15 protein-coding genes are annotated in these 19,562 nt (G+C 72.7%); all 15 read right to left on the bottom strand.

Features of this window, described 5'->3' with window-relative positions; all coding sequences use genetic code 11:
• Positions 1-1,323: a cell division protein FtsA gene (ftsA, locus tag WME95_RS09535; RefSeq protein WP_437298720.1), complete on the bottom strand. Its 1,323-nt coding sequence runs from the start codon at positions 1,321-1,323 to the stop codon at positions 1-3.
• Positions 1,324-1,452: 129 nt separating this feature from the next.
• Entirely contained in the window at positions 1,453-2,472 is a 1,020-nt protein-coding gene (locus tag WME95_RS09530; protein ID WP_437908092.1) for a cell division protein FtsQ/DivIB, read from the bottom strand.
• Positions 2,469-3,878: a UDP-N-acetylmuramate--L-alanine ligase gene (murC, locus tag WME95_RS09525; RefSeq protein ID WP_437908091.1), complete on the bottom strand. Its 1,410-nt coding sequence runs from the start codon at positions 3,876-3,878 to the stop codon at positions 2,469-2,471. Before murC ends, WME95_RS09530 begins: the two co-directional genes overlap by 4 nt.
• Positions 3,878-5,095, bottom strand: a complete 1,218-nt coding sequence (gene murG, locus WME95_RS09520; RefSeq protein WP_437908090.1) for an undecaprenyldiphospho-muramoylpentapeptide beta-N-acetylglucosaminyltransferase — start codon at positions 5,093-5,095, stop codon at positions 3,878-3,880. Before murG ends, murC begins: the two co-directional genes overlap by 1 nt.
• A complete protein-coding gene (ftsW, locus tag WME95_RS09515) occupies positions 5,089-6,414 on the bottom strand; it encodes a putative lipid II flippase FtsW (RefSeq protein ID WP_437908089.1) in 1,326 nt (441 codons plus the stop codon). Before ftsW ends, murG begins: the two co-directional genes overlap by 7 nt.
• Positions 6,411-7,781, bottom strand: coding sequence for a UDP-N-acetylmuramoyl-L-alanine--D-glutamate ligase (gene murD / locus WME95_RS09510; protein WP_437908088.1), 1,371 nt, complete (start codon positions 7,779-7,781; stop codon positions 6,411-6,413). The genes ftsW and murD overlap by 4 nt, the downstream gene beginning before the upstream one ends.
• Positions 7,782-7,785: 4 nt before the next feature.
• On the bottom strand, positions 7,786-8,916 hold the full coding sequence (gene mraY / locus WME95_RS09505; RefSeq protein WP_437551129.1) for a phospho-N-acetylmuramoyl-pentapeptide-transferase: 1,131 nt from the start codon (positions 8,914-8,916) through the stop codon (positions 7,786-7,788).
• Positions 8,913-10,517, bottom strand: a complete 1,605-nt coding sequence (locus tag WME95_RS09500) for a UDP-N-acetylmuramoyl-L-alanyl-D-glutamate--2,6-diaminopimelate ligase (RefSeq protein WP_437908086.1) — start codon at positions 10,515-10,517, stop codon at positions 8,913-8,915. The genes mraY and WME95_RS09500 overlap by 4 nt, the downstream gene beginning before the upstream one ends.
• Positions 10,514-12,601: a penicillin-binding protein gene (locus tag WME95_RS09495; RefSeq protein WP_437908085.1), complete on the bottom strand. Its 2,088-nt coding sequence runs from the start codon at positions 12,599-12,601 to the stop codon at positions 10,514-10,516. Before WME95_RS09495 ends, WME95_RS09500 begins: the two co-directional genes overlap by 4 nt.
• Positions 12,598-12,951: a hypothetical protein gene (locus WME95_RS09490; protein WP_437908084.1), complete on the bottom strand. Its 354-nt coding sequence runs from the start codon at positions 12,949-12,951 to the stop codon at positions 12,598-12,600. Before WME95_RS09490 ends, WME95_RS09495 begins: the two co-directional genes overlap by 4 nt.
• Positions 12,948-13,871: a 16S rRNA (cytosine(1402)-N(4))-methyltransferase RsmH gene (gene rsmH, locus WME95_RS09485; RefSeq protein ID WP_437555344.1), complete on the bottom strand. Its 924-nt coding sequence runs from the start codon at positions 13,869-13,871 to the stop codon at positions 12,948-12,950. The genes WME95_RS09490 and rsmH overlap by 4 nt, the downstream gene beginning before the upstream one ends.
• 20 nt (positions 13,872-13,891) lie before the next feature.
• A complete protein-coding gene (gene mraZ / locus WME95_RS09480; protein ID WP_012234291.1) occupies positions 13,892-14,350 on the bottom strand; it encodes a division/cell wall cluster transcriptional repressor MraZ in 459 nt (152 codons plus the stop codon).
• A gap of 509 nt (positions 14,351-14,859) precedes the next feature.
• A complete protein-coding gene (locus WME95_RS09475) occupies positions 14,860-15,264 on the bottom strand; it encodes a cobalamin B12-binding domain-containing protein (RefSeq protein ID WP_012234290.1) in 405 nt (134 codons plus the stop codon).
• Positions 15,265-15,362: 98 nt separating this feature from the next.
• Complete coding sequence (locus WME95_RS09470) at positions 15,363-17,522, bottom strand: GYF domain-containing protein (RefSeq protein WP_437908082.1); 2,160 nt, start codon at positions 17,520-17,522, stop codon at positions 15,363-15,365.
• 70 nt (positions 17,523-17,592) lie between these two features.
• Positions 17,593-19,275: a response regulator gene (locus tag WME95_RS09465; RefSeq protein WP_437551120.1), complete on the bottom strand. Its 1,683-nt coding sequence runs from the start codon at positions 19,273-19,275 to the stop codon at positions 17,593-17,595.
• Between the last annotated feature and the right edge of the window lie 287 nt (positions 19,276-19,562).

Genomic DNA, 19,562 nt, shown 5'->3' with positions numbered 1-19,562 from the left:
CTAGAATGCTGCTCGAAGCCAGTTCCAGAACCTCCCGCTCGACCTCTTTTCAATCGCCATTTCTTCGACGACATCACGACGCGACTCGCGCTCGCGGAGCTTCTCGCGACGGATCTCCGCGCGCCCGGCGTGGCCCGCGTCGAGCGTCACCGGCGTGAGCGCGCGCGCCTGCGCGAGTGCGTTGGCGCCGTACTGAACGAGGCCCACGCCCGTCGCGTACTGCGGGCCGGCCACCAGCTGCGTGATGCCTCGCACGCCGACCGGCACGCCGAGGCGCACGGGCATCCCGAGGATCTCCTCGGCGAACTCTGTCATCCCTTCCATGAGGACGCCGCCGCCGGTGACCACCGCGCCGGCCGAGAGCTGCTCGAGCATCCCGGTGTCCTCGATCCGCTTGCGGATGACCGCGAAGATCTCCTCGACGCGCGGCTCGATGATGTCCGACAGGACGCGGCGCGCCGCCTTGCGCGGCAGGTGCCCGCCGACGCCGGGGACCTCGATCTCCTCCTCGTCGCCCACCATCCGGCCCAGGGCGCAGCCGGCGTTGCGCTTCAGGCGCTCGGCCTCGCCCATGGGCGTGCGCAGCCCGGCGGCGATGTCGGCCGTCACGTTGTTGCCGCCCGCCGGGATCACGCTGGCATGCGCGATTCCGCCGTCCACGTAGAGGAGCAGGTCCGTCGTACCGCCGCCGATGTCGATGATGGCGACGCCGATCTCCTTCTCGTCCTCGGAGAGCACCGCCTCGGCGCTGGCGAGCGGCTCGAGCACCACGTCGGCGACGGTGAGGCCGCAGCGCTCCGCGCAGCGGACGACGTTCTGCACGCACGAGGTCGCGGCGGTGATCAGGTTCACCTTCACGCCGAGCCGGACGCCGCTCATCCCGACCGGGTCGCGGATGCCGTCCTGGTTGTCGACCGTGAACTCGCGCGGCAGGACGTGCAGGATCTGACGATCGGCGTCGACAGGGATGGCCCGCGCGCCCTCGAGGACGCGCTCGACGTCCAGCCGCGTGACCTCGCCGCCGGAGACCGCGGCGACGCCGTCGGACTGCTGGCAGCGGATGTGGCTGCCCGCGACGCCGGCATACACGGTGCGGATCTCGACGCCCGCCATCGTCTGGGCGGCCTCGATCGCCTCGGCGATCGAGCGCACCGTCCAGTCGATGTTGCTCACCACGCCCTTCCGCAGGCCGCGGCACGGGACGTTGCCCACCCCGAGGATGGTGATCCCATCAGCGTCGATCTCGCCAACGACCGCCGAGACCTTGGTCGTCCCGATGTCGAGTCCGACGACGATCTCAGTAGTCTCCATCCGGCTCTTCATTGCGTGCACCACCTCATGCGGGGACGAGCCCCATGCGCGTGTAAGGCGGGCACGACGCTGCCATGAGCCAGCAGCACCGGCCAAGTTTTGCTCGGCGATCGCCGGCGCGGAGAGCGAGCCCGACGGCGCTCATCTCATCCTCACCACGACGCGCTCGGGGTGCGCGTCGTTGTCGAGGAAGATCACCGACGCGTTCGCCTTTCGCTGGGCGAGCTCGGTGAGCACCCGCGACGCCTGGGCGACCTTGTCCCGGTAGGGCGGCTGCCCGAGGTGGAGCGAGATCGCCTCCTTTCCGATAGTGACGACGATCGACCCGTCCCGCTCGACGTGGAGCTCCTGGGTCGGATAACGGCGCGCGACGCCGGCGCGCTCCAGGTCCTCGACCACGTCGAGCAGGCGCCGGACCGCGATGACGACGCCGGGGCGATCCCGCGCCACCTGTTCGCCGGTGATCCCCGTGACGATCGGGAGGTCGACGGGGTCGTCCCCGGCGAGCTCCTTGAAGAGCTCGCCGTCGCGCGTCGCGAGGTAGAGATCGCCGCCGATGGCGACGAGGGCCTGCGCCTCCCGCTCGACGACATCGACGTGGATCGTCGAGGGGAGCCTGCGCGTGACCGTCGCCTTCTCGATCCAGGGGTCGGTGGCGATCGAGGCGCCGGCGAGCTCGAGATCGAGCGTGAAGATGTTCTTGCCCACCTCGATGCCGCCGGAGCTGGCCACCTGCTCAGCGGTCCGGCGCTGGACACCGTCGACGAGCACCGTGCGCACGGCGAAGCGAGGGCTCGACACGATGTAGCGGCGCGCGCCCCACGCGACGGCGGTCGAGGCGACGAGCACGACGGCGGCGCCCGCGAGCAGCTGCAGGGCGCGGAGGTGGCGCGCGATCGGACGCCGAGGGCGCGCCGCCGGGGGCGCGCCGTCCTTCGCCGGCGGGCGCGGCGGGCGCACGGAGACGCTCGTCGCGGGCGGGGCCGGCGACTCGTGCGACGGCGGGGTCGACGCGCGCACGCGCTCGTTCTTCGGCGGCACCGCCGCCACGGGCTCGGGCTTCGAGCCGCGCGCGGCGGCCGCCCGGACCGACGGCGCCGCGGGCACCGACGGCAACGAGCGGCGGCGGTTTGGCGGGGGCGCGCTGGGACGCTCGGTCATGAGCTGCCCTCCTGCGGCGGCGACTTCGCCTCGAGCCGCGCCTTGAGCCCCCGCACGCACGCGTTCACGTCGCCCGCGCCGAGCGCGATGACCACGTCGCCGGGCCGGGCGATCTTCTCGAGGGCCTCCGGGAGCTCGGCCTTGTCGGCGATGAAGCGCGCGTCGTGATGGCCGTGCTCCCGGATCGACTGGACGAGGCGCTCCGCGGTGACGCCCGGGATCGGCGGCTCGCCCGCGGCGTAGATGTCCGTGACGAGCAGGACGTCGGCCTGGTTGAAGGCGCGCGTGAACTCGTCGAAGAGATCGCGCGTGCGGGTGTGCCGGTGCGGCTGGAAGGCCACGACGACGCGGTGATCCTCGCCGGGGAACGCCCGGCGTGCCGCGTCGATGGTGGCGCGGATCTCGGCCGGGTGGTGGCCGTAGTCGTCGATCATCGTGACGCCGCCGACCGACCCGACGACGGTGAAGCGGCGAGCGACGCCGCCGAACGTGGCCAGCGCCTGCTTGGTGACGTCGAGCGGCACCTCGAGCTCGTCCGCGACCGCGATCGTCGCGAGGCAATTGAGGACGTTGTGCGCGCCCGGCATCTTCACCGTGAAGCCGCCGAGCGGCTCCCCCCGGCGGTACGCGTTGAAGCTCGTCTCGAGGCCGCGGAACTGGATGCCGCGCGCCGAGTAGTCCGACTGCGGCGAGACGCCGTACGTGACGTGGCGGCGCGGGATGCGCGGGAGCAGATCCTGGACGTGCGGGTGGTCGAGGCAGAGCACGGCGAGCCCGTAGAAGGGGACGCGCGCGGCGAACTCGACGAAGGCGTCCTTGATGCGCTCGTGCGTGCCGTAGTGATCGAGGTGCTCGGGGTCGATGTTGGTGACCACCGCGATCGTCGGGGTGAGCCGCAGGAACGATCCGTCGCTCTCGTCGGCCTCGGCGACGAGCAGGTCACCGGCGCCGAGCCGCGCGTTCGTGCCGAGCGCCGCCATCTTGCCGCCGACGACGACGGTGGGATCGAGGCCGGCGGCGCGCAGGACCGTGGCGACCAGGGAGGTCGTGGTGGTCTTGCCGTGCGAGCCCGCGATCGCGACGCCGTACTTCACGCGCATCAGCTCGGCGAGCATCTCCGCGCGCCCGATCACCGGGGTGCCGAGCGCGCGCGCCTCGGTGAGCTCGGGGTTCTCGGGGCGGATGGCGCTCGAGTAGACGACGACATCGACGCCGCGGACGTTCTCGGCGCGGTGGCCGATGTCGATCCGGACGCCGAGCGACGTGAGCCGCCGCGTCGTCGAGCTCTCCTTGAGATCCGAGCCGGAGACCTCGAACTCGAGCGAGCGCAGGATCTCGGCGAGGCCGCTCATCCCGACGCCCCCGATGCCGACGAAATGGACGTGGCGAACGCGACCGCGGAACATCAGCCTGCCTCCTCCCAGCCGAGGCCAGCGCCGAGCGGCGTGGCCTGGTTCGTCACGGTGCAGCGCTGCGCCTCGCCAGCGCGCGCCGCGCGCCCTCCGAGGGTGGGGAAGCGCAGCGCGCGGTGGCGCGGAGCCCGCGCGAGCTCGAGCAGATCGGCGGCGACGCGCGCCGCGGCGTCCCGCGTGGCGAAGGCCGCCGCCGCGTCCGCCATGCGGGCGCGGAGCGCGGGCGCGGCCGCGAGCCGGGCGATCTCGTCGGCGAGGCGCAGCTCGGTGGCGTCGCCCTGGGCGATCGCGACCGCGGCGGAGGCCCGCTCGAGGGACTGCGCGTTCCTCAGCTGGTGGTTGTCGGCCGCGAACGGGTACGGAATCAGGATTGAAGGGCGCCCGACAGCGCAGAGCTCGGCGAGCGTCGACGCGCCCGCGCGGGCGATCACGACGTCGGCCGCGGCGAGCGCCTCCGCCACGTCGTCGATGAACGGGACGACGCGCGCGCGCCCTGCCAGGCCGAGCTCGGCGTAGAGCGACCGGACCGCGGCCTCGCGATCCCTGCCCGTCTGGTGCACCACCTCGAGGTCGACGCCGCGCTCGCGGCCTCGCGCGATCGCGCGGGGGACGACGTCGTTCAGCGCCAGCGCGCCCTGGCTGCCGCCGAGGACCAGCAGGCGGAGCGCGCCTTCGCGCGGCGCGTACGGGGCGCGGGCGAAGGCGCGCCGGAGGGGGACGCCGAAGAGGCGCACGGTGCTCGGGCGCAGCGCGCGCGCCGTCTCCGGGAAGGCGACGTACGCGCGATCGACGATGGGCGCGAGCAGCCGGTTCGACAGCCCGAGGACGCTGTTCGGCTCCAGGATCGCGACCGGGACGCCGAGCGAGCGGGCCGCGAGCGAGACCGGTCCGCCGGCGTACCCGCCGAGCGAGAGCGCCACGCGGGCGTCGAGCCGCTCGACGAGCCGCCTCGCCTCCGGGAGGACGCTGCCCGCGCGGGCAGCGCCGCGCACGAAGCCGGAGAGGCCGCCCCCGCGGAGCGGCAGGACGTTGAGCAGCTCGAGGTCGTCGCCGCGCTCGCCCATCACGCGCACCTCGATGCCGCGCGCGGTGCCGACGTAGACGACGCGCGCTTCTTCGTCGCGCGCCGCGGCGCGGACGGCGTCGCCCACGGCGATCATCGGGAAGACGTGGCCGCCGGTGCCGCCTCCGGCGATGAGCACGGTCACCATGCGCCGCCCTCCTCGGCCGACGCGGCGACCACGGCCGACGCGCTCGGCGCGTGCGGGACGGGCGAAGCGCCCGCCTCGCCGCGCCTCTCGGGGGCCACGACGGTCCGCGATCGGCTGATGCTGAGCAGGATGCCCGCGGCCGCGGCGTTCACGAGCAACGAGGAGCCGCCATAGCTGAGGAACGGCAGCGTGAGCCCCTTCGTGGGGAGGATCGCCATCGCGACGGCGAGGTTCGTCATCGCCTGCACCCCGAAGAGCGTCGCGATGCCGAACGCCATGAAGCTGCCGTAGTCGTCGGCCGCCTCGAGGGCGATCTTCACGCCCCGCGAGACGATGACGAGGTAGGCCGCGCACAGGCCGAGGATGCCGACGAAGCCGAGCTCTTCGCCGACGATCGCGGACACGAAATCGGTGTGCGCCTCCGGCAGGTAGAGCACCTGCAGCCCTCGCCCGAGGCCGAGGCCGAAGAGCCCGCCCGAGCCGAAGCTCATGACCGACTGGAACGGCTGGTAGGCGAGGTCCGCGCGGTTGTTGTCCATGTCGATCCACGCGAGATAGCGCGCGTAGCGGTACCCGCTGAAGCGAACGAGCGCGGCGCCGGCGAACGCCAGCAGCATGGAGAACGCGGCGATGTACGGGACGCGCGCGCCCGCCACGAACAGCAGCGTGAAGGTCAGGAAGAGCAGCACGACCGCGCTGCCGAAGTCGGGCTGCTTGAGGCAGAGGAGCATCAAGAGCCCGACGACGAGGAGGTGCGGGAGGAAGCCGACGGAGAACGACTTGATGCGCTCGGCCTTCTTTGACAGCGAATAGGCGAGCCAGAGCACGATCCCGAGCTTCGCCACCTCGGCCGGCTGCACGTGGACAGGGCCGAGCGAGATCCAGCGGTAGGCGTTGCCGGCCTTGTGGCCGAGCCCCGCCACGCAGGCGACGAGCATCCCGGTGACGGTGATGAGCACCGGGTACGTGAGGACCTTGAGCCGGCGGTGATCGATGCGGCTCGTGATCCACATCGTGGCGATCGAGAGGACCGCGTAGACCGCCTGACGCTTGAGGAAGAACTGCGCGTCCTTGTAGCGGACCGTCGCCTCCACGGCGCTCGCGCTGTAGACCATCACCACGCCGAAGCCGATGAGCGCCGTGACGACCGCCGCGAGGAGGGCGTCGACCGGCCCCGACGGGCTCGATCGCACCTTCCAGAAGGCCTCGGCGGCCGCCGCGATCCCGCCCGGCGCCGCCTTCTCCTGGTCCGGGGGACCGACGTGCCGGTTCTTGGGTGCGTCGGCGCGCGCGCCGAACGCGCTGCTCCACGACGTCACGACGCCACCTCCCCTGCGGCCCCGCCGGAAGCTCCCTGGAGCTCGCGGACCGCGCGGACGAAGGCGTCGCCGCGGTCCTTGTAGTCGCGGAACATATCGAAGCTGGAGCACGCGGGGCTGAGCAGCACCGCGTCGCCCGGCCGGGCGAGGGAGCGCGCGGCGAGGACCGCCTCCGCCATCGAGCCCGCCCGCGCGATCGGCAGGACGCCGGCGGCCGCGGCGGCGATGCGGTCCGCGGCCTCGCCGAGGACGACGAGGGCGCGCCCCCGCTCGCGCAGCGCGGACACGAGCGGGGCGTAGTCGCCGAGCTTGTCGCGCCCGCCCGCGATCAGGACGGCCTTCGCCTCGAGCAGGCCGGAGAGCGCGGCGACGGAGGCGCCGACGTTGGTCCCCTTCGAGTCGTCGTAATAGCGGACCCCGTCGACGTCAGCGACGAGCGCGGTCCGGTGCGCGAGCCCCTCGAAGCTCGAGAGCGCGTCGCCGATCGCCGCCGCGGGGGCGCCGAGCGCGGCGGCGAGCGCGACGGAGGCGCAGGCGTTCGCGAGGTTGTGCGCGCCCGCGAGCCGCACGCGATCCAGCGGGTAGCGGGCGCCGGCGACGCGATCGACGATCGCGCCCCCCGCGGCGCTCACGTCCGCGCCGGCGTCGCGCGCGCTGAACGTCACGACGCGGGCGCGCCCGCGCGCCGCCTGTTGGGCGACGAGCTCGTCGCCGAAGGGGACGACCGCGACGTCGTCGGGCGTCATGCGCTCGAACGGGTTGCCCTTCGCGTCGGCGTACGCCGCGAAGCTCGCGTAGCGATCGAGGTGATCGTCCGTGATGTTCAGCAGCGCGTGGGCGCGCGCGTGCAGCGTCGGCACGCGCTCCGCCTGGAAGCTCGAGATCTCGAGGACGAGCACGTCCCACGTCTGGTCGACGACCTCGGCGAGGGGGGTCCCGAAGTTGCCGCCGACGAACGTGCGGAGACCGGCCCGATCGAGCATCGCGCCCGTGAGCGCCGTCGTCGTGCTCTTGCCGTTGGTCCCGCCGATGAGCGCGACGGGCGCCGACACGAAGCGCGACGCGAGCTCGAGCTCGCCGATGACCTCGCGCCCGGAGCGAGCGACGGCGTCGAGCGCGGGGAACGACGGCACGCCCGGCGACACGACCACGAGGTCGGCGCCGTCGAACAGCGCCGGATCGTGCCCTCCCGGCGCGAGGACGACGCCCTCGCCCTCGAGGGCCACGGCCGCGGCGGAGAGCCGCTCGCGCGGCGCGCCGTCGTTCGCGATCACGCGCGCGCCGCGCGCGTTCAGGAGGCGCGCGGCCGCGACGCCGCTCCGGCCGAGACCCACGACGATCACTGTTCGCCCGCGGACGTCCATCATGCCCTCACCGCAGCTTCATCGACGCCAGGGACACCAGCGCCAGGAGGATGGAGATGATCCAGAAGCGGACGATGATCTTGGGCTCCGCCCACCCCTTCTTCTCGTAGTGGTGGTGGATCGGCGCCATCAAGAAGACGCGCTTGCCGGTGAGCTTGAACGAGAGGACCTGCGTGATGACGCTGACCGTCTCGATGAAGAAGATCCCCCCGAGGATGATCGACAGGAGCTCGTTCTTGGTGAAGACGGCGAGCATCCCGAGCCCGCCTCCGAGGGCGAGCGACCCGACGTCCCCCATGAAGACCTGGGCGGGGTACGTGTTGTACCAAAGGAACCCGATCCCCGCGCCGATGACCGAGCCGCAGTACACCGACAGCTCGCCGGCCGACGCGATGGCCGGGATGTCGAGGTAGGTCGCGAGCGAGAAGCTCGCGATGGAGGCGCCGACGATGTACGCGAGGATGAGGTAGGTCCCCGCGTTGATGATCACCGGGCCGATCGCGAGGCCGTCGAGGCCGTCGGTGAGGTTCACGGCGTTCGACGTGGCGACCACGACGAAGACGGCGAACGGGATGTAGACGTAGAGCGGCAGCTCGATCGGGTACTTCGAGAACGCGACGAACGGGATCGCGAGGCGCGTCCTGATATCCGCCCAGTCCGGCGGGAGCTTGGACGCGAGCAGGAACGTGTAGGCCACGGCCGCGCCGCCGATCAGCACCTGCCCGATGAGCTTGTAGCGCCCGGGCAGGCCGCCGCTGTTCCGCCGCTTGATCTTGAGGAAGTCGTCCAGGTAGCCGATGACGCCGTAGCCCGCGGTGACGGCCGTCGTCGCGAGGACGAAGGGGTTCCTGAGGTCGGCCCACAGCACGGTGGGGAGCAGCAGGGAGAGCAGGATGAGCGCGCCGCCCATCGTCGGCGTGCCCGCCTTGATCTTGTGCGTCTCCGGCCCCTCGGCGCGGACCACCTGCCCGATCTGCTTGCGCCGGAGCTCGCGGATGAACCACGGCGCGAGCACGAACGTCAGCACCATGGCGGTGATCGTCGCCATGATCGTGCGGAACGGGATGTAGCGGAGGACGTTGAGCCAGCTCAGCCAGCCGTAGTGGAACTTGAGCGGGTAGAAGAGCTCGTAAATCACCCCGCACCTCCGTGCGACGGCCGCTCGCCGAGGGCGCGCGCGCGGCGCGCGGCGAGCGCGCGTCGCGCCTCGTCGCGATCGTCGAACGGCAGCGTGACGCCGCCGATGATCTGGTACGGCTCGTGGCCCTTGCCGGCGATGAGGACCACGTCCCCCGGCTCGGCGTCGAGCACCGCGCGCTCGATCGCGCGCGCCCGATCGAGCTCGACGACGACGCGCGCGCGCCCGGCGGCGAGCCCCGGCAGGATGGCGTCGGCGATCGCGCGCGGGTCCTCGCTCCGCGGGTTGTCGTTGGTGACGATGGCGACGTCGGCGGCGCGGCCGACCGCCTCGCCCATCTGCGGCCGCTTCAGCGGATCGCGGTCGCCGCCGCACCCGAAGACGCAGAGGACGCGCCCGCCGCCGAGGGCACGCACGCTCGCGAGCACGCGGGCCAGCGCGTCCGGCGTGTGCGCGTAGTCGACGAGCACGACCACATCGTCGGCGCCGGGGGTATCACAGCGCTCCAGGCGGCCCGCGACCTGGATCGGAGACGAGAGCGCCGCGGCGGCGTCGCCGACGTCGAACCCGAGCAGGTAGGCCACGGCGAGGGCGGCGAGCAGGTTCGACGCGTTGTGCGCGCCGAGCAGGTGGGAGCGGATGGTGACCTCGCCGACGGGCGTGCGGGCGCGGATGAACGTGCCGCTCGCGCTGTGCGCGAGCTCGACGGGGGCGATCTCCGCGGCGTCCGGGCCCGCGCCCACCTCCGCCGAGTAGCGCGCGAGCGTCGCCGCGGTCGGGCGCGAGAGCCCGCCGGGGGCGAGCATCTCGACGAGCTGCCGCCCGAAGGGATCGTCGACGTTGATGACCGCGGCGCCGGGGCCGAGATCCACGAACAGGCGCGCCTTCGCCGCCGCGTACGCCTCCATCGTGCCGTGGTAGTCGAGGTGATCCTGCGTGAGGTTCGTGAAGACGGCGATCCGGAACCGGACCGCGTCGACGCGCTTCGCCGCGAGCGCGATCGACGACACCTCCATCACGAGGTGCGTCGCGCCGCGGGCGACCATCGCGGCGGCGACGCGGGCGAGCTCGTCCGCCTCGGGGCTCGTGTGCGAGGCGTAGACGTCGAGATCGCCGAAGCGGTAGCCGAGCGTCCCGACGATCCCGGCCTGGCCGCCGCACCGATCGACGCAGGCCTGGACGAGGTGGGCCGTCGTCGTCTTGCCGTTCGTACCGGTGATGCCGACGACCTCGAGCGTGAAGGTCGGGTGTCCGTAGACCACGGCGGCAGCCTGGGCGAGCGCGAGCGGCACGTCGGGGACCTCGACGCGCGCGGCGCCGAGCGTGTCGGCCGCGCTCCCGCGGGCGACGATCACCGCCCGCGCGCCGCGCGCCACGGCCTCGGGGATGAAGCGCTCGCCGTGAGCGCGCGCGCCCGCGCGCGCGACGAAGATGTCCCCCTGCCCCACCTTGCGCGAGTCGAGGTGCACGCCCGTGACGACCATCTCCTCGGCGCCCGCCGGAGAGAGCGCGGCGCCCGGGATCTCGAGCAGCACGTCGCCGAGGCGGAGCGCGAGCTCGACCTCGGCCAGGCTGGCTTCCTTGTGATCGTGCTCCGTCATGTGGGGGGCTCGAAGATGAGCTTCAGGGGCGCTCCCTTGGGCAGCACGGTCCCGGGCGGAGGCTCCTGGCGCGCGAGCCGCCCCGTGCCCTCGACGCTCGGATCGAGCCCGAGCGCGGCGGCGCTCTTCACGGCCTCGCGCTGCGGCAGCCCCGTCAGATCGGGGACGCGCAGCTCCCCCGCCTTGAGCGGCGCGGACGGCGTGACCACCCCCGTCGAGATCGGCGCGGCCGCGGCGCGCGCCTCGCTCAGCACCTGGTAGGTGCTCGCCGCGAGGTCCTCCCCGGCCTGCTCGCTGATCTCCGACAGCTTCATCGGCACGCTCCCGCGCGGGGTAACGCCCAGGTAGCGCAGCGCCATCTCCCCGATCCGACGGAAGACGGGCGCCGCGACCGAGCCGCCGGCGTACGTGCCGCCCATCGGCTCATCGAGCACCACCGCGATGGCGATCCGAGGCCGCTCGGCCGGGACGAACCCGACGAACGACGCCACGTAGTGGGTGTCGGTGTACTTGCCCGTCGCGGGATCGATCTTCTGCGCGGTGGCCGTCTTCCCCGCGACGCGGAACCCGGGGATCGCGGCCTCGACGCCGGTCCCGTCCCCCTCCGTCACCGCGACGAGCATCTCCGACATCATCCGCGCGATCGGCGCCGGCACCGCGTCGCGGCGCACGCGCGGCGACGGCTCCGACAGCGTGACGCCCGTGCCGTCGGTGACCCGCTTGATCAAGATCGGCTCGAGCAGCCGCCCGTGGTTGGCGACCGCCGCCGTGGCCATCGCCAGCTGGAGCGTGGTCACGCTGATCCCCTGCCCGAACGAGGCCGCCGCCGTCTCGACCTGGACCCACGGGCGGCCGCGCGGCCGCAGCACGCCCACGGACTCGCCCGGCAGCGGCACGCCGGTCAGGTCCCCGAAGCCGAACCGCCGGAAGCCCTCGTAGAGCCGCTGCTCGCCGAGCCCGAGCGCGATCTTCGCCGTGCCGATGTTGGACGACTGGGCGAGGATCTGCGGCACCGTCAGCCACTTGTGAATGTGCGTGTCGTGGATCACGACGTTGTCGATCGCCATGTTCCCCTCCTCGCAGTAGATGGTCGCGCTGGGGGAGACGCTCTTCGCGGCGATCGCGCTCGCGATGGCGAACACCTTCATCGTGGAGCCGGGCTCGAAGCGATCGACGACGCAGCGGTTGCGCCGCGACCCCGGATCGCTCTGCGAGTAGTCGTTCGGGTTGAAGCCCGGAGCGCTCGCCATGGCGAGGATCTCGCCGCTCTCCGGATCGACGACCACGATCGATCCGCCGAGCGCCTCGTAGGTCTTCATCGCCGCCTCGAGCTCGCGCTCGGCGGTGAACTGGATGCCCTTGTCGATCGTCAGGTGGACGTTGTGCCCGGCGAGCGCCTGCTCGTCCTCGATCCCCTCCGAGAAGATGAGCCGGCCCGAGCGATCGCGGAGCCCGCGCACCTCGGACGCGTTGCCGCGGAGCTCGTGCTCCAGGCTGAGCTCGATCCCCTCCTTGCCCTCGCCGTCGGTGGCGACGAAGCCGAGCAGCGGGCCGGCGAGCTCGCGGTTCGGGTAGAAGCGGCGCCCCTCGCCCTCGATCACGAGCCCGCGCACCGGGTAGCGCTGCGTCCTGTCCCCGAGCGCGCGGACGTTCTCGACCTCCTGCTCGGAGATGCGGCGCTTGAGCCAGGCGAAGCGGCGCCGACGGCCGAGCTTCTCCACGACCTCCTCGATCGGCAGCGAGAGCGCCTGCGCGATGCGCTCGGCGTACTGCTGGATCCGCATCGGGACGTACTTCTCCTCGATGCCGCGGAGCATCTCGACCGCGTCCACGGAGACGCTGGGCACCTCCACGCTCTCCGCGAGCGGCGCGCCGTTCCGGTCGTAGATGGTGCCGCGCTTCGGCGTGATGTGGAGCCGCCGCTGGCGCTGCCGCTCGGCGAGGTCGTACCACGCGTCCCCGTCCTCGACCTCGATGCGGTAGGCGCCGGACACGACGCCGCCCAGGCCGAGCGCCATGAGGCCGCAGAGCAGCCCCATGCGGATGCGGATCCACCGCGCGCGCCGGGGATCGAGGTTCTTCACGGCTGCCCTCCGCTCGGCGGCGCGCGGCCGGACTCCTCGCCTTCGGGCTCTCGCTCGCCGGGCGGCGCCGAGTAGCCCCGCACCGGGATCACGCGCTCGGGCGGGGGCGGCGTCATGCCGAGCAGCGAGCGGGCGACCATCTCCACGCGCTGCGGCGTCTCGTAGCTGGCCGCCTCGAGCGAGAGCACCCGCTTGACCTCACGCAGCCGCGCCTGCTCGGCGCGCGCCCGCCCGAGCTTGTAGCCCAGGTCGACCGTGCGCCCGCGCAGCGCGAGGTGCACGACGAAGGCCGCCACCGTCGCGGCCACCGCGAGCGTCCACAGCATGAGGAACGGACGCTGCTGCGTCACGCGAGCGCCTCCGCGCCGCCCACGCGCCGCGCGGCGCGGAGCTTTGCGCTGCGGGCCCTCGGGTTGCCTTCGACCTCGTCGTCGCCCGCGGTCACCGGCTTCTTCGTCAGCGGCTCCCAGACCTCCGGCTCGCGCAGCGCGCGCTTGACGATGCGGTCCTCGAGCGAGTGGAACGAGATCACGGCGAGCACGCCGCCCGGCGCGATGATCCTGGGCGCCGCCTCGAGCAGCGCCTCGAGCTGGTCGAGCTCTCCGTTCACCGCGATGCGCAGCGCCTGGAACGTGCGCGTCGCCGGATCGACGCCGCCGATGCGCGCCGGCCCGACGGCGCGCACCACGGCGCGCCGCAGGTCGAGCGTCGTGACGAGCTCGCCGCTGTCGGCCGCCTGCTTGATGCAGCGCGCGACCCTCCGGCTGCGGCGCTCCTCGCCGTAGCGGTAGATGAGATCCGCGAGCTCCTCGTCGCTGAGCCGCTCGATGAGCTCGAGCGCCGTCTCGCCGCGGCTCGGGTCCATCCGCATGTCGAGCGGCCCCTCCGCGCGGAAGCTCATGCCGCGGCCCGGGTCGTCGAGCTGCATGGAGCTCACGCCGATGTCGGCCAGGAGGCCGTCCACCTGCGGGACGCCGAGGGCCGCGAGGTGCCGCTCGATCTCGGAGAACTCACCGTGAACGTAGGTCACCCGATCCCCCGCGCGGGCGAGCCGGGCGCGCGCGATGGCGAGGGCGCGCTCATCGCGATCGATCCCGATGACCCGGGCGCCCGGCGTCTCGAGGATCGTCGCGGTGTGGCCGCCGGCGCCGAGCGTGGCGTCGACGTAGACGCCCTCGCTGACCGGCGAGAGCGCGGCGAGCACCTCGCGGCCGAGGACGGAGACGTGCTGCTCGCCGCGCGGGCGCGGCGGCGGAGGAGGCAGGTGCATGGGGACTACATTGACGACGTTCATAGGCGGAACTGCTCCGCGATTGCGTTCTTGAAGCTCTGAAGCTCGACCTCGCTCATCTGCTGAGCGGCCTTCCACCGTTCCTGCGACCAGAGCTCGATCGTCTGGCCCATGCCCGCCCACAGCACGTCCTTCGTGAGGTCCGCGTGCTCGCGGAGGGACGGCGGGATGAGGATCCGGCCCTGTTTGTCAAGGTCACACTCGACGGCCGCGGACAGATAACGGCGCCGGAATGCGACCACGTTCGAATCAAATTGCGGAAGTGCTGCAATTTTTGCCTCCAGCTCTTCCCAGGCCTTCATCGGGTACGCGTGCAGGCAGGGGTCGAAGAGGGCCGGGGTGATGACCATCCGCAGGTCGTTCGCGGCCGCGAGCACATCGCGAAAGCGCGAAGGAAGGCTCGTGCGCCCCTTCGCGTCGATCGCGTGCTCGAAGTGACCGCGAAACATCGTGCTCATCGACCCCAGCTCCGGCTGGTCCGTCCCGCCGAGGGGTTGGCGACGCGTTGCTCCAACGGGCGCACGCCGCGTCGTGACATTCTCTGCCACTTCTTCCCACGAAGCTCCGCCACGCTACGGAGTGAGGTGCCGAGTGTCAACAGTTTGGGAGATTTCTGGACCTCATCCGCCACCTATGTAGGACATAAACCTTCAAGGTCACACCCCACAAAACAGCGCGATTTATCGATAAATGGCCCTCGAGCAGGGCCGTGGGAGGAAGTGGGGAGCCGCTCGGAGGTGGGCTGGAACGCGTCGGGCGGACGCTGGCAAGACAGAAAGCAAGCAAGACGGATCGCCGCCCTGAGCACATCGATTCGCGGCCGCGCGAACGGGTGCGTAGCCGGGTTACCGGGCGGGCTCAGCGAGCCTGTGGCTGGGGTGAAACGGGGCGGGGGAGGCGCGCGGTGGAGGAGAGTGGGGAGGCGCCCCGCGGTGGGGGAGAGTGGGGAGGCGCCCCGCGGCGGCGGTCAGCTGTGGGGGGTCACGTTGGTCTGGACCCACTCCACGATGCTCTTCAGGGTGGTCCCTGGGGTGAAGACGCCCTTCACGCCGGCGTTCTGGAGCCGCGCGATGTCCTCGTCCGGGATGATGCCCCCACCGAACACCACGATGTCCTCGGCCCCGCGGCTCCGGAGCGCTTCGATAACCGCGGGGAAGAGGGTGTTGTGTGCTCCGGACATGATCGACAGCCCCACGGCGTCGACGTCCTCCTGCACAGCGGCGGAGGCGATCATGTCGGGGGTCTGGTGCAGGCCCGTGTAGACCACCTCGAAGCCCGCATCGCGGAGTGCCCTGGCGACCACCTTGGCGCCGCGGTCGTGGCCGTCCAGGCCGGGCTTCGCCACGAGGATTCGGACTTTGCGCTCTGCCATGAGCGCGTCGATTACCGCCTGCCTGGGCAGACGTAAAGCGAAGCGCCCGATCGAGCGGCCTTCGCTCCGCAGGGGTGCATCCTTGCTGAGCAGCGGGCTTACTGCGCGGCGAAGACGAACGGAATCGTCACGGGGGTGGAACCCGAGGAAGGAGGGAACCGCCAGGACTTGATCCGGGAGGCGATGCAGCTCGACAGGCCGGGGTAATCCTTCTCCGACCCGCCGGCCGAGACCGACTGGACGGCGCCCGACGCGGCGATGACCACCGAAGCGGAGACCCTGGCGGTGCTGGCCGCGTTGCTGGCGCGCGCGTCGAGGGCGGGCTGCCAGCAGTGGCGGCGGACGCTGGGGCGGTTCGACTCGACGACGCCGGAGATCTCCCCTTGGGAAAGCGGGGTCAAACCGGCGCCGCCCCCCTGGCTGCCCGGCCCTGACGAGGGGCCGGGGACCCCGGCGCCGAACCCTGACCGGTCGAGCTGAGCAGAGGCCGGTGGAGCGACCGGTTTGTCCGGCGGAGGGCGCTGGCTCGCGACGCCGCCCGCCTTGCCCGTCGAAGCGACCTCTGGCCGGGCAGAAGCCGTCTCGGCCGGCGCAGGTGCGTCCGGTTCGACGCTCGGCGGCGGCGGCGGGGCCGCCGTGGGCAAATCGACCGGCTGGCTCTGCGGCGGGGGGGCCGTCACGACCTGCACGGGCTGCTGCGGCTTCGGGGAGAGCAGGACGAACGCGGAGACGCCACCGAACGCCGCTGCCATGGCGATGAAGGCGTATGCGAGCGGGCTCATGCCCGATCGGCGCCTTGGCGCGACCGTCTCCACCAGGCTGCCTGGCGTACCCACCAGAGGTGCGGGCTCTACGGCGGAGATGGCCCCTGCCGCGGCGGGTGAGCCCCCCGCGGTCGGCCTTCCGCCTGCTGGCGCCGTCGCAGAGCGGGCTACCCCAGCGGCCAGGCCACCCGCGGGCGCCGCCGCAGAGGGCGACCCGCCCGCGGCCAGGCCGCCGGCCCCACGGGCGAGCTCGGTCGAGGCGGACGCGGCCAGCTCGGGTCCGGGCGCGAACGCGACGGGGACCGTCCGATCGGCCGCGAAGGGATCGGCGAGCATCTCCACCGGCGCAGCGCCCGCGGCGTGGGTCCGCCCGGCGCCTGCCGACGCTCCTGGCCATGCGGCCGGCGCGCTCGCTGCTGGCGCAACCGGGGTGACGCGCGCAACGGACGCAACGGACGCAACGGACGCAACGGACGTAGCCGATGCGACCGGCACGGGAAGCGGGGCCGACACAGCGGGCATCCCCGCCGCGGTGAAGGCGGCGACCGCCGGGGCCTGCTCGTTCAGGCCAGGAGGGTCCGGCTCGCGCGTCGCCGTGCGCGCAGGTACGGCCCCCGCGAGCGCAGGGCCCCTCGACGAGGAGGGCGCCTTTGCCGAGGGAGACGCGTGCGCCTGACCGACAGAGGAGCCCGTGGTGCTGATGCGGCGCGCGGGCGTGGACAGGCGGGTGGACTGAGCCTGCGTGACGATCTCGAGCAGCTCCGGGAAGTTCTTGAGGGGCAGCCACTCGTCGAAGCCCTCGCGCCAGACGAGCGACTCGCCGTCCACCGCGCCGGCAAGCGCCTTGTCGCGAATGACCGAGAGGCGCACCGGGCCGAGCGGGACGCCGCCGACCCCGACGTACCAGTCCTCGCTCGCCGTGGCGCGCACGGCCGGCGCCTTCCCGAGCGGGCGGTCATTGGACATCGCGCGCGTGAACGCGCCGGCGGCCCCCGCCGGCGGCGCGGGCTCCGCCGCCCTGGCGGCAGGCGCAGGGGAACGAGCCGGCGCCGCGGGCGCAGGCTGGACAGCCCGGGCTGCCGGGGAGGCCTGCGGCGCGGTCGCCGGGCGCGGGCTCGACGCCGGTCCAGGGACGGCGCGCGGCGCGACCGGGGGTCGAGGAGCGCCCGCCGGCCGCGGCAGGGCCTGGGACGCCGGCCGGGGCGGCGCAGGCGCGGCGCCGTGGCCCAGGGACGAAGCCAGCGGCGGCTTCAACGGGCTCGCCGCGCCGTCCGCCGCCGGCGCCTCGTCGCTCGGAGGGGCGACGTGCGCATCGTCGCCCGCCTCGCGCGGCGGCTCGACCGGGAGAGCACGCGCCACGGAGCTCTCGGTGACGCTCGCGCTGACCTGGATGAGGTGCCCGCATCGCCGGCACTGCATCCGCACCATCTTGCCGGCGACCTTCTCGTCACCGATCTGGTACTTGGCCTTGCAGTTATCGCAGATGAATTTCATCCAAGGACGCGCCTGCCGGTGGAATGGCGCAGTCTACGACAGCTTGGCCCCAGACGACATGGGGTAGGCGTCAGAGCAGCCCGAGCAAGTGCTCCTTGATCGATTGCCGCGTCGGGTCATCGGGGGCGACGCCCAGCGCGCGCTCCCAGGTCTCGATGGCTTTGTTGCGGAACCCAGCCTTCTGATAGAGCACGGCCAGGTTCTTCAGCGCGGGGAAGTGCTTGCCGTTGATGTGCAGCGCCGTCTCCAGCTCCTGGATGGCGTCGTAGAGCTGCCCCTGCTTGCCGTAGAGCAGGCCGAGGTGGAAGTGCAGCCGGTACGCGAGCGGGTCGATCGCCGTGCCCTCGCGCAGGTGCCGCACGGCCTTGTCGAAATCGCCCGCGCGGTACGCCGCGATCCCCGCGGCGAGGAGGCGCTCCGCCTCCGCCGAGATCCGGTCCTGATCGCCGCGGATCGAGCGCGCCTGGAGCGCGTTCTCCACGGCGGCGACGACGTCGGCGACGCGGAAGGGCTTCTCGATGTAGGCCTCCACGCCGTAGCTCGACTTCAGGTCCTCCGCGAACCGCCACCCGCGGTAGACGGCCGAGATCATGATGATCGGGATGTGGCCGTAGCGCTGGGTGCCCTTCATGCGGCGGGCGATGTCGAAGCCGTGCACCTCCGGCAGCATGGCGTCGAGGATCATCACGTCGGGCGGATTCTCCTTGACCATGCGCAGCGCGAGGAGCCCGCGATCGGCCTCCTCCACGCGGTACCCGCGCTCCTCGAAGATGCGACGGAGCAGCTTCCGGATCTCCGGCTCGTCGTCGACGACCAGGATCGTCGTCTGATCGCCCTGCGGCGCCTTGCCTGCGCCCGGGAGCGACTCGACGACGGAGAGATCGCGGTCTGCGGTGCCGAAATCCGTGTCCGTGAGCTCGTCGGCCGCCGCCGCCCTCCGCATGGCGTCGTCGACGACGAGCGGCGGCCCCGCCGAGGAGAGGCGGGCCGGCGACGCGGCAGCGGGCGGGCTCGGATCGTCGGTGAGATCGGCGAACGAGATCTCCGCGTCGTCGCGCGGGCGCTCCGGCGCGGGCCGCGGCGGCGGCGGGGCGGCGCTGGGAGCGGGCGCCGCAGGGGCCTGGGCCACCGGGGCCTGGGCCGCCGTCGCCGGGGGCACGGCGGACGCGGGCCGGCGCGGCGCGGGCTGCGCAGGGGCTGGCGGGGGCGCGGGCGGCGCCTCGGAGGCGGACGACGCCGTGGAGCCGAGCCCGGCCCGCTTCAGCACCTCGGGCGGGCACTTGGCGCCCACGTAGAACGGCTCGCCCTGCTCCTTCATGTCGTAGGCGGCCGCGATGGTCCGCACGAGGGGACCCGCGAGCGCGATGTACGGGAAGACGCGCTTGCCGGTCACGAACTCGAGCTCGTCGATCACCTTCTTGTCGGCGGGCGCGGCCATGGCCACGAGGATGCGATCCTCGCGCACGAGCACGGGAAGGAGCTTGTGTTTAGCGGCGATCTCGCGGGGGAGGATGGAGAGGTCGCTCAGCTTGATGCAGACCTGGTTGAGATCGATGCCAGGAACGCCGCTCTGCTCGGAGAGGGCCTTCAGCGCAGCGACCTCGGAGACGGTGCCGCTCTCGATGAGGTTCGTGGCGAGGGGCACCCCCTTCGCGCGCGCCTCGAGGAGCGCCTGTTCGAGCTGGGGCTGGGTGACCGCCCGTTGCTGCAGGAGGATGCGTCCGAGCGGCTTCTTGTTGGCGTCTTGCGTCATTCCGCGGGCCGAGTTCGAAGGCTAATGGACCAGGAATGCGCGGGCAAGCACGCGACCCGCGCGCGAAGGCCGCCATCCGACCGACACGACCGGCTCGGGCTCGTGCGCCGGCGGCTCGGGCATACGGCCGGGTCGAGCGCGGCCAGGACGCCGCCCGAGGCGCGCGGATCCGAGCGCGCGTCCCGACGCCAGAGGCGAGAGCTCACCATCCGCCCATGTTACTCCGGAACCCTCCGGGCAGCGCAGGCGATGCGCCGGCGGCGCGACGGCGCCCGCTGCACCCGCTC

The sequence above is a fragment of the Sorangium sp. So ce327 genome (genome assembly GCF_051530205.1).
GTDB classification, from domain to species: Bacteria; Myxococcota_A; Polyangia; order Polyangiales; family Polyangiaceae; genus Sorangium; species Sorangium cellulosum_B.
The sequence above is the reverse complement of the archived record's forward strand: the minus strand, read 5'-3'. Positions and strand labels throughout refer to the sequence as shown.

What these genes read in the sequence shown, in the direction of transcription:
- WME95_RS09530 (WP_437908092.1), bottom strand. Translation starts at nt 2,472, where the DNA reads ATGACCGAGCGTCCCAGCGCGCCCCCGCCAAACCGCCGCCGCTCGTTG.
- WME95_RS09465 (WP_437551120.1), bottom strand. Translation starts at nt 19,275, where the DNA reads ATGACGCAAGACGCCAACAAGAAGCCGCTCGGACGCATCCTCCTGCAG.
- murD (WP_437908088.1), bottom strand. Translation starts at nt 7,781, where the DNA reads ATGATGGACGTCCGCGGGCGAACAGTGATCGTCGTGGGTCTCGGCCGG.
- murG (WP_437908090.1), bottom strand. Translation starts at nt 5,095, where the DNA reads ATGGTGACCGTGCTCATCGCCGGAGGCGGCACCGGCGGCCACGTCTTC.
- rsmH (WP_437555344.1), bottom strand. Translation starts at nt 13,871, where the DNA reads ATGCACCTGCCTCCTCCGCCGCCGCGCCCGCGCGGCGAGCAGCACGTC.
- WME95_RS09475 (WP_012234290.1), bottom strand. Translation starts at nt 15,264, where the DNA reads ATGGCAGAGCGCAAAGTCCGAATCCTCGTGGCGAAGCCCGGCCTGGAC.
- murC (WP_437908091.1), bottom strand. Translation starts at nt 3,878, where the DNA reads ATGTTCCGCGGTCGCGTTCGCCACGTCCATTTCGTCGGCATCGGGGGC.
- mraZ (WP_012234291.1), bottom strand. Translation starts at nt 14,350, where the DNA reads ATGAGCACGATGTTTCGCGGTCACTTCGAGCACGCGATCGACGCGAAG.
- ftsA (WP_437298720.1), bottom strand. Translation starts at nt 1,323, where the DNA reads ATGAAGAGCCGGATGGAGACTACTGAGATCGTCGTCGGACTCGACATC.
- WME95_RS09470 (WP_437908082.1), bottom strand. Translation starts at nt 17,522, where the DNA reads ATGAAATTCATCTGCGATAACTGCAAGGCCAAGTACCAGATCGGTGAC.
- WME95_RS09500 (WP_437908086.1), bottom strand. Translation starts at nt 10,517, where the DNA reads ATGACGGAGCACGATCACAAGGAAGCCAGCCTGGCCGAGGTCGAGCTC.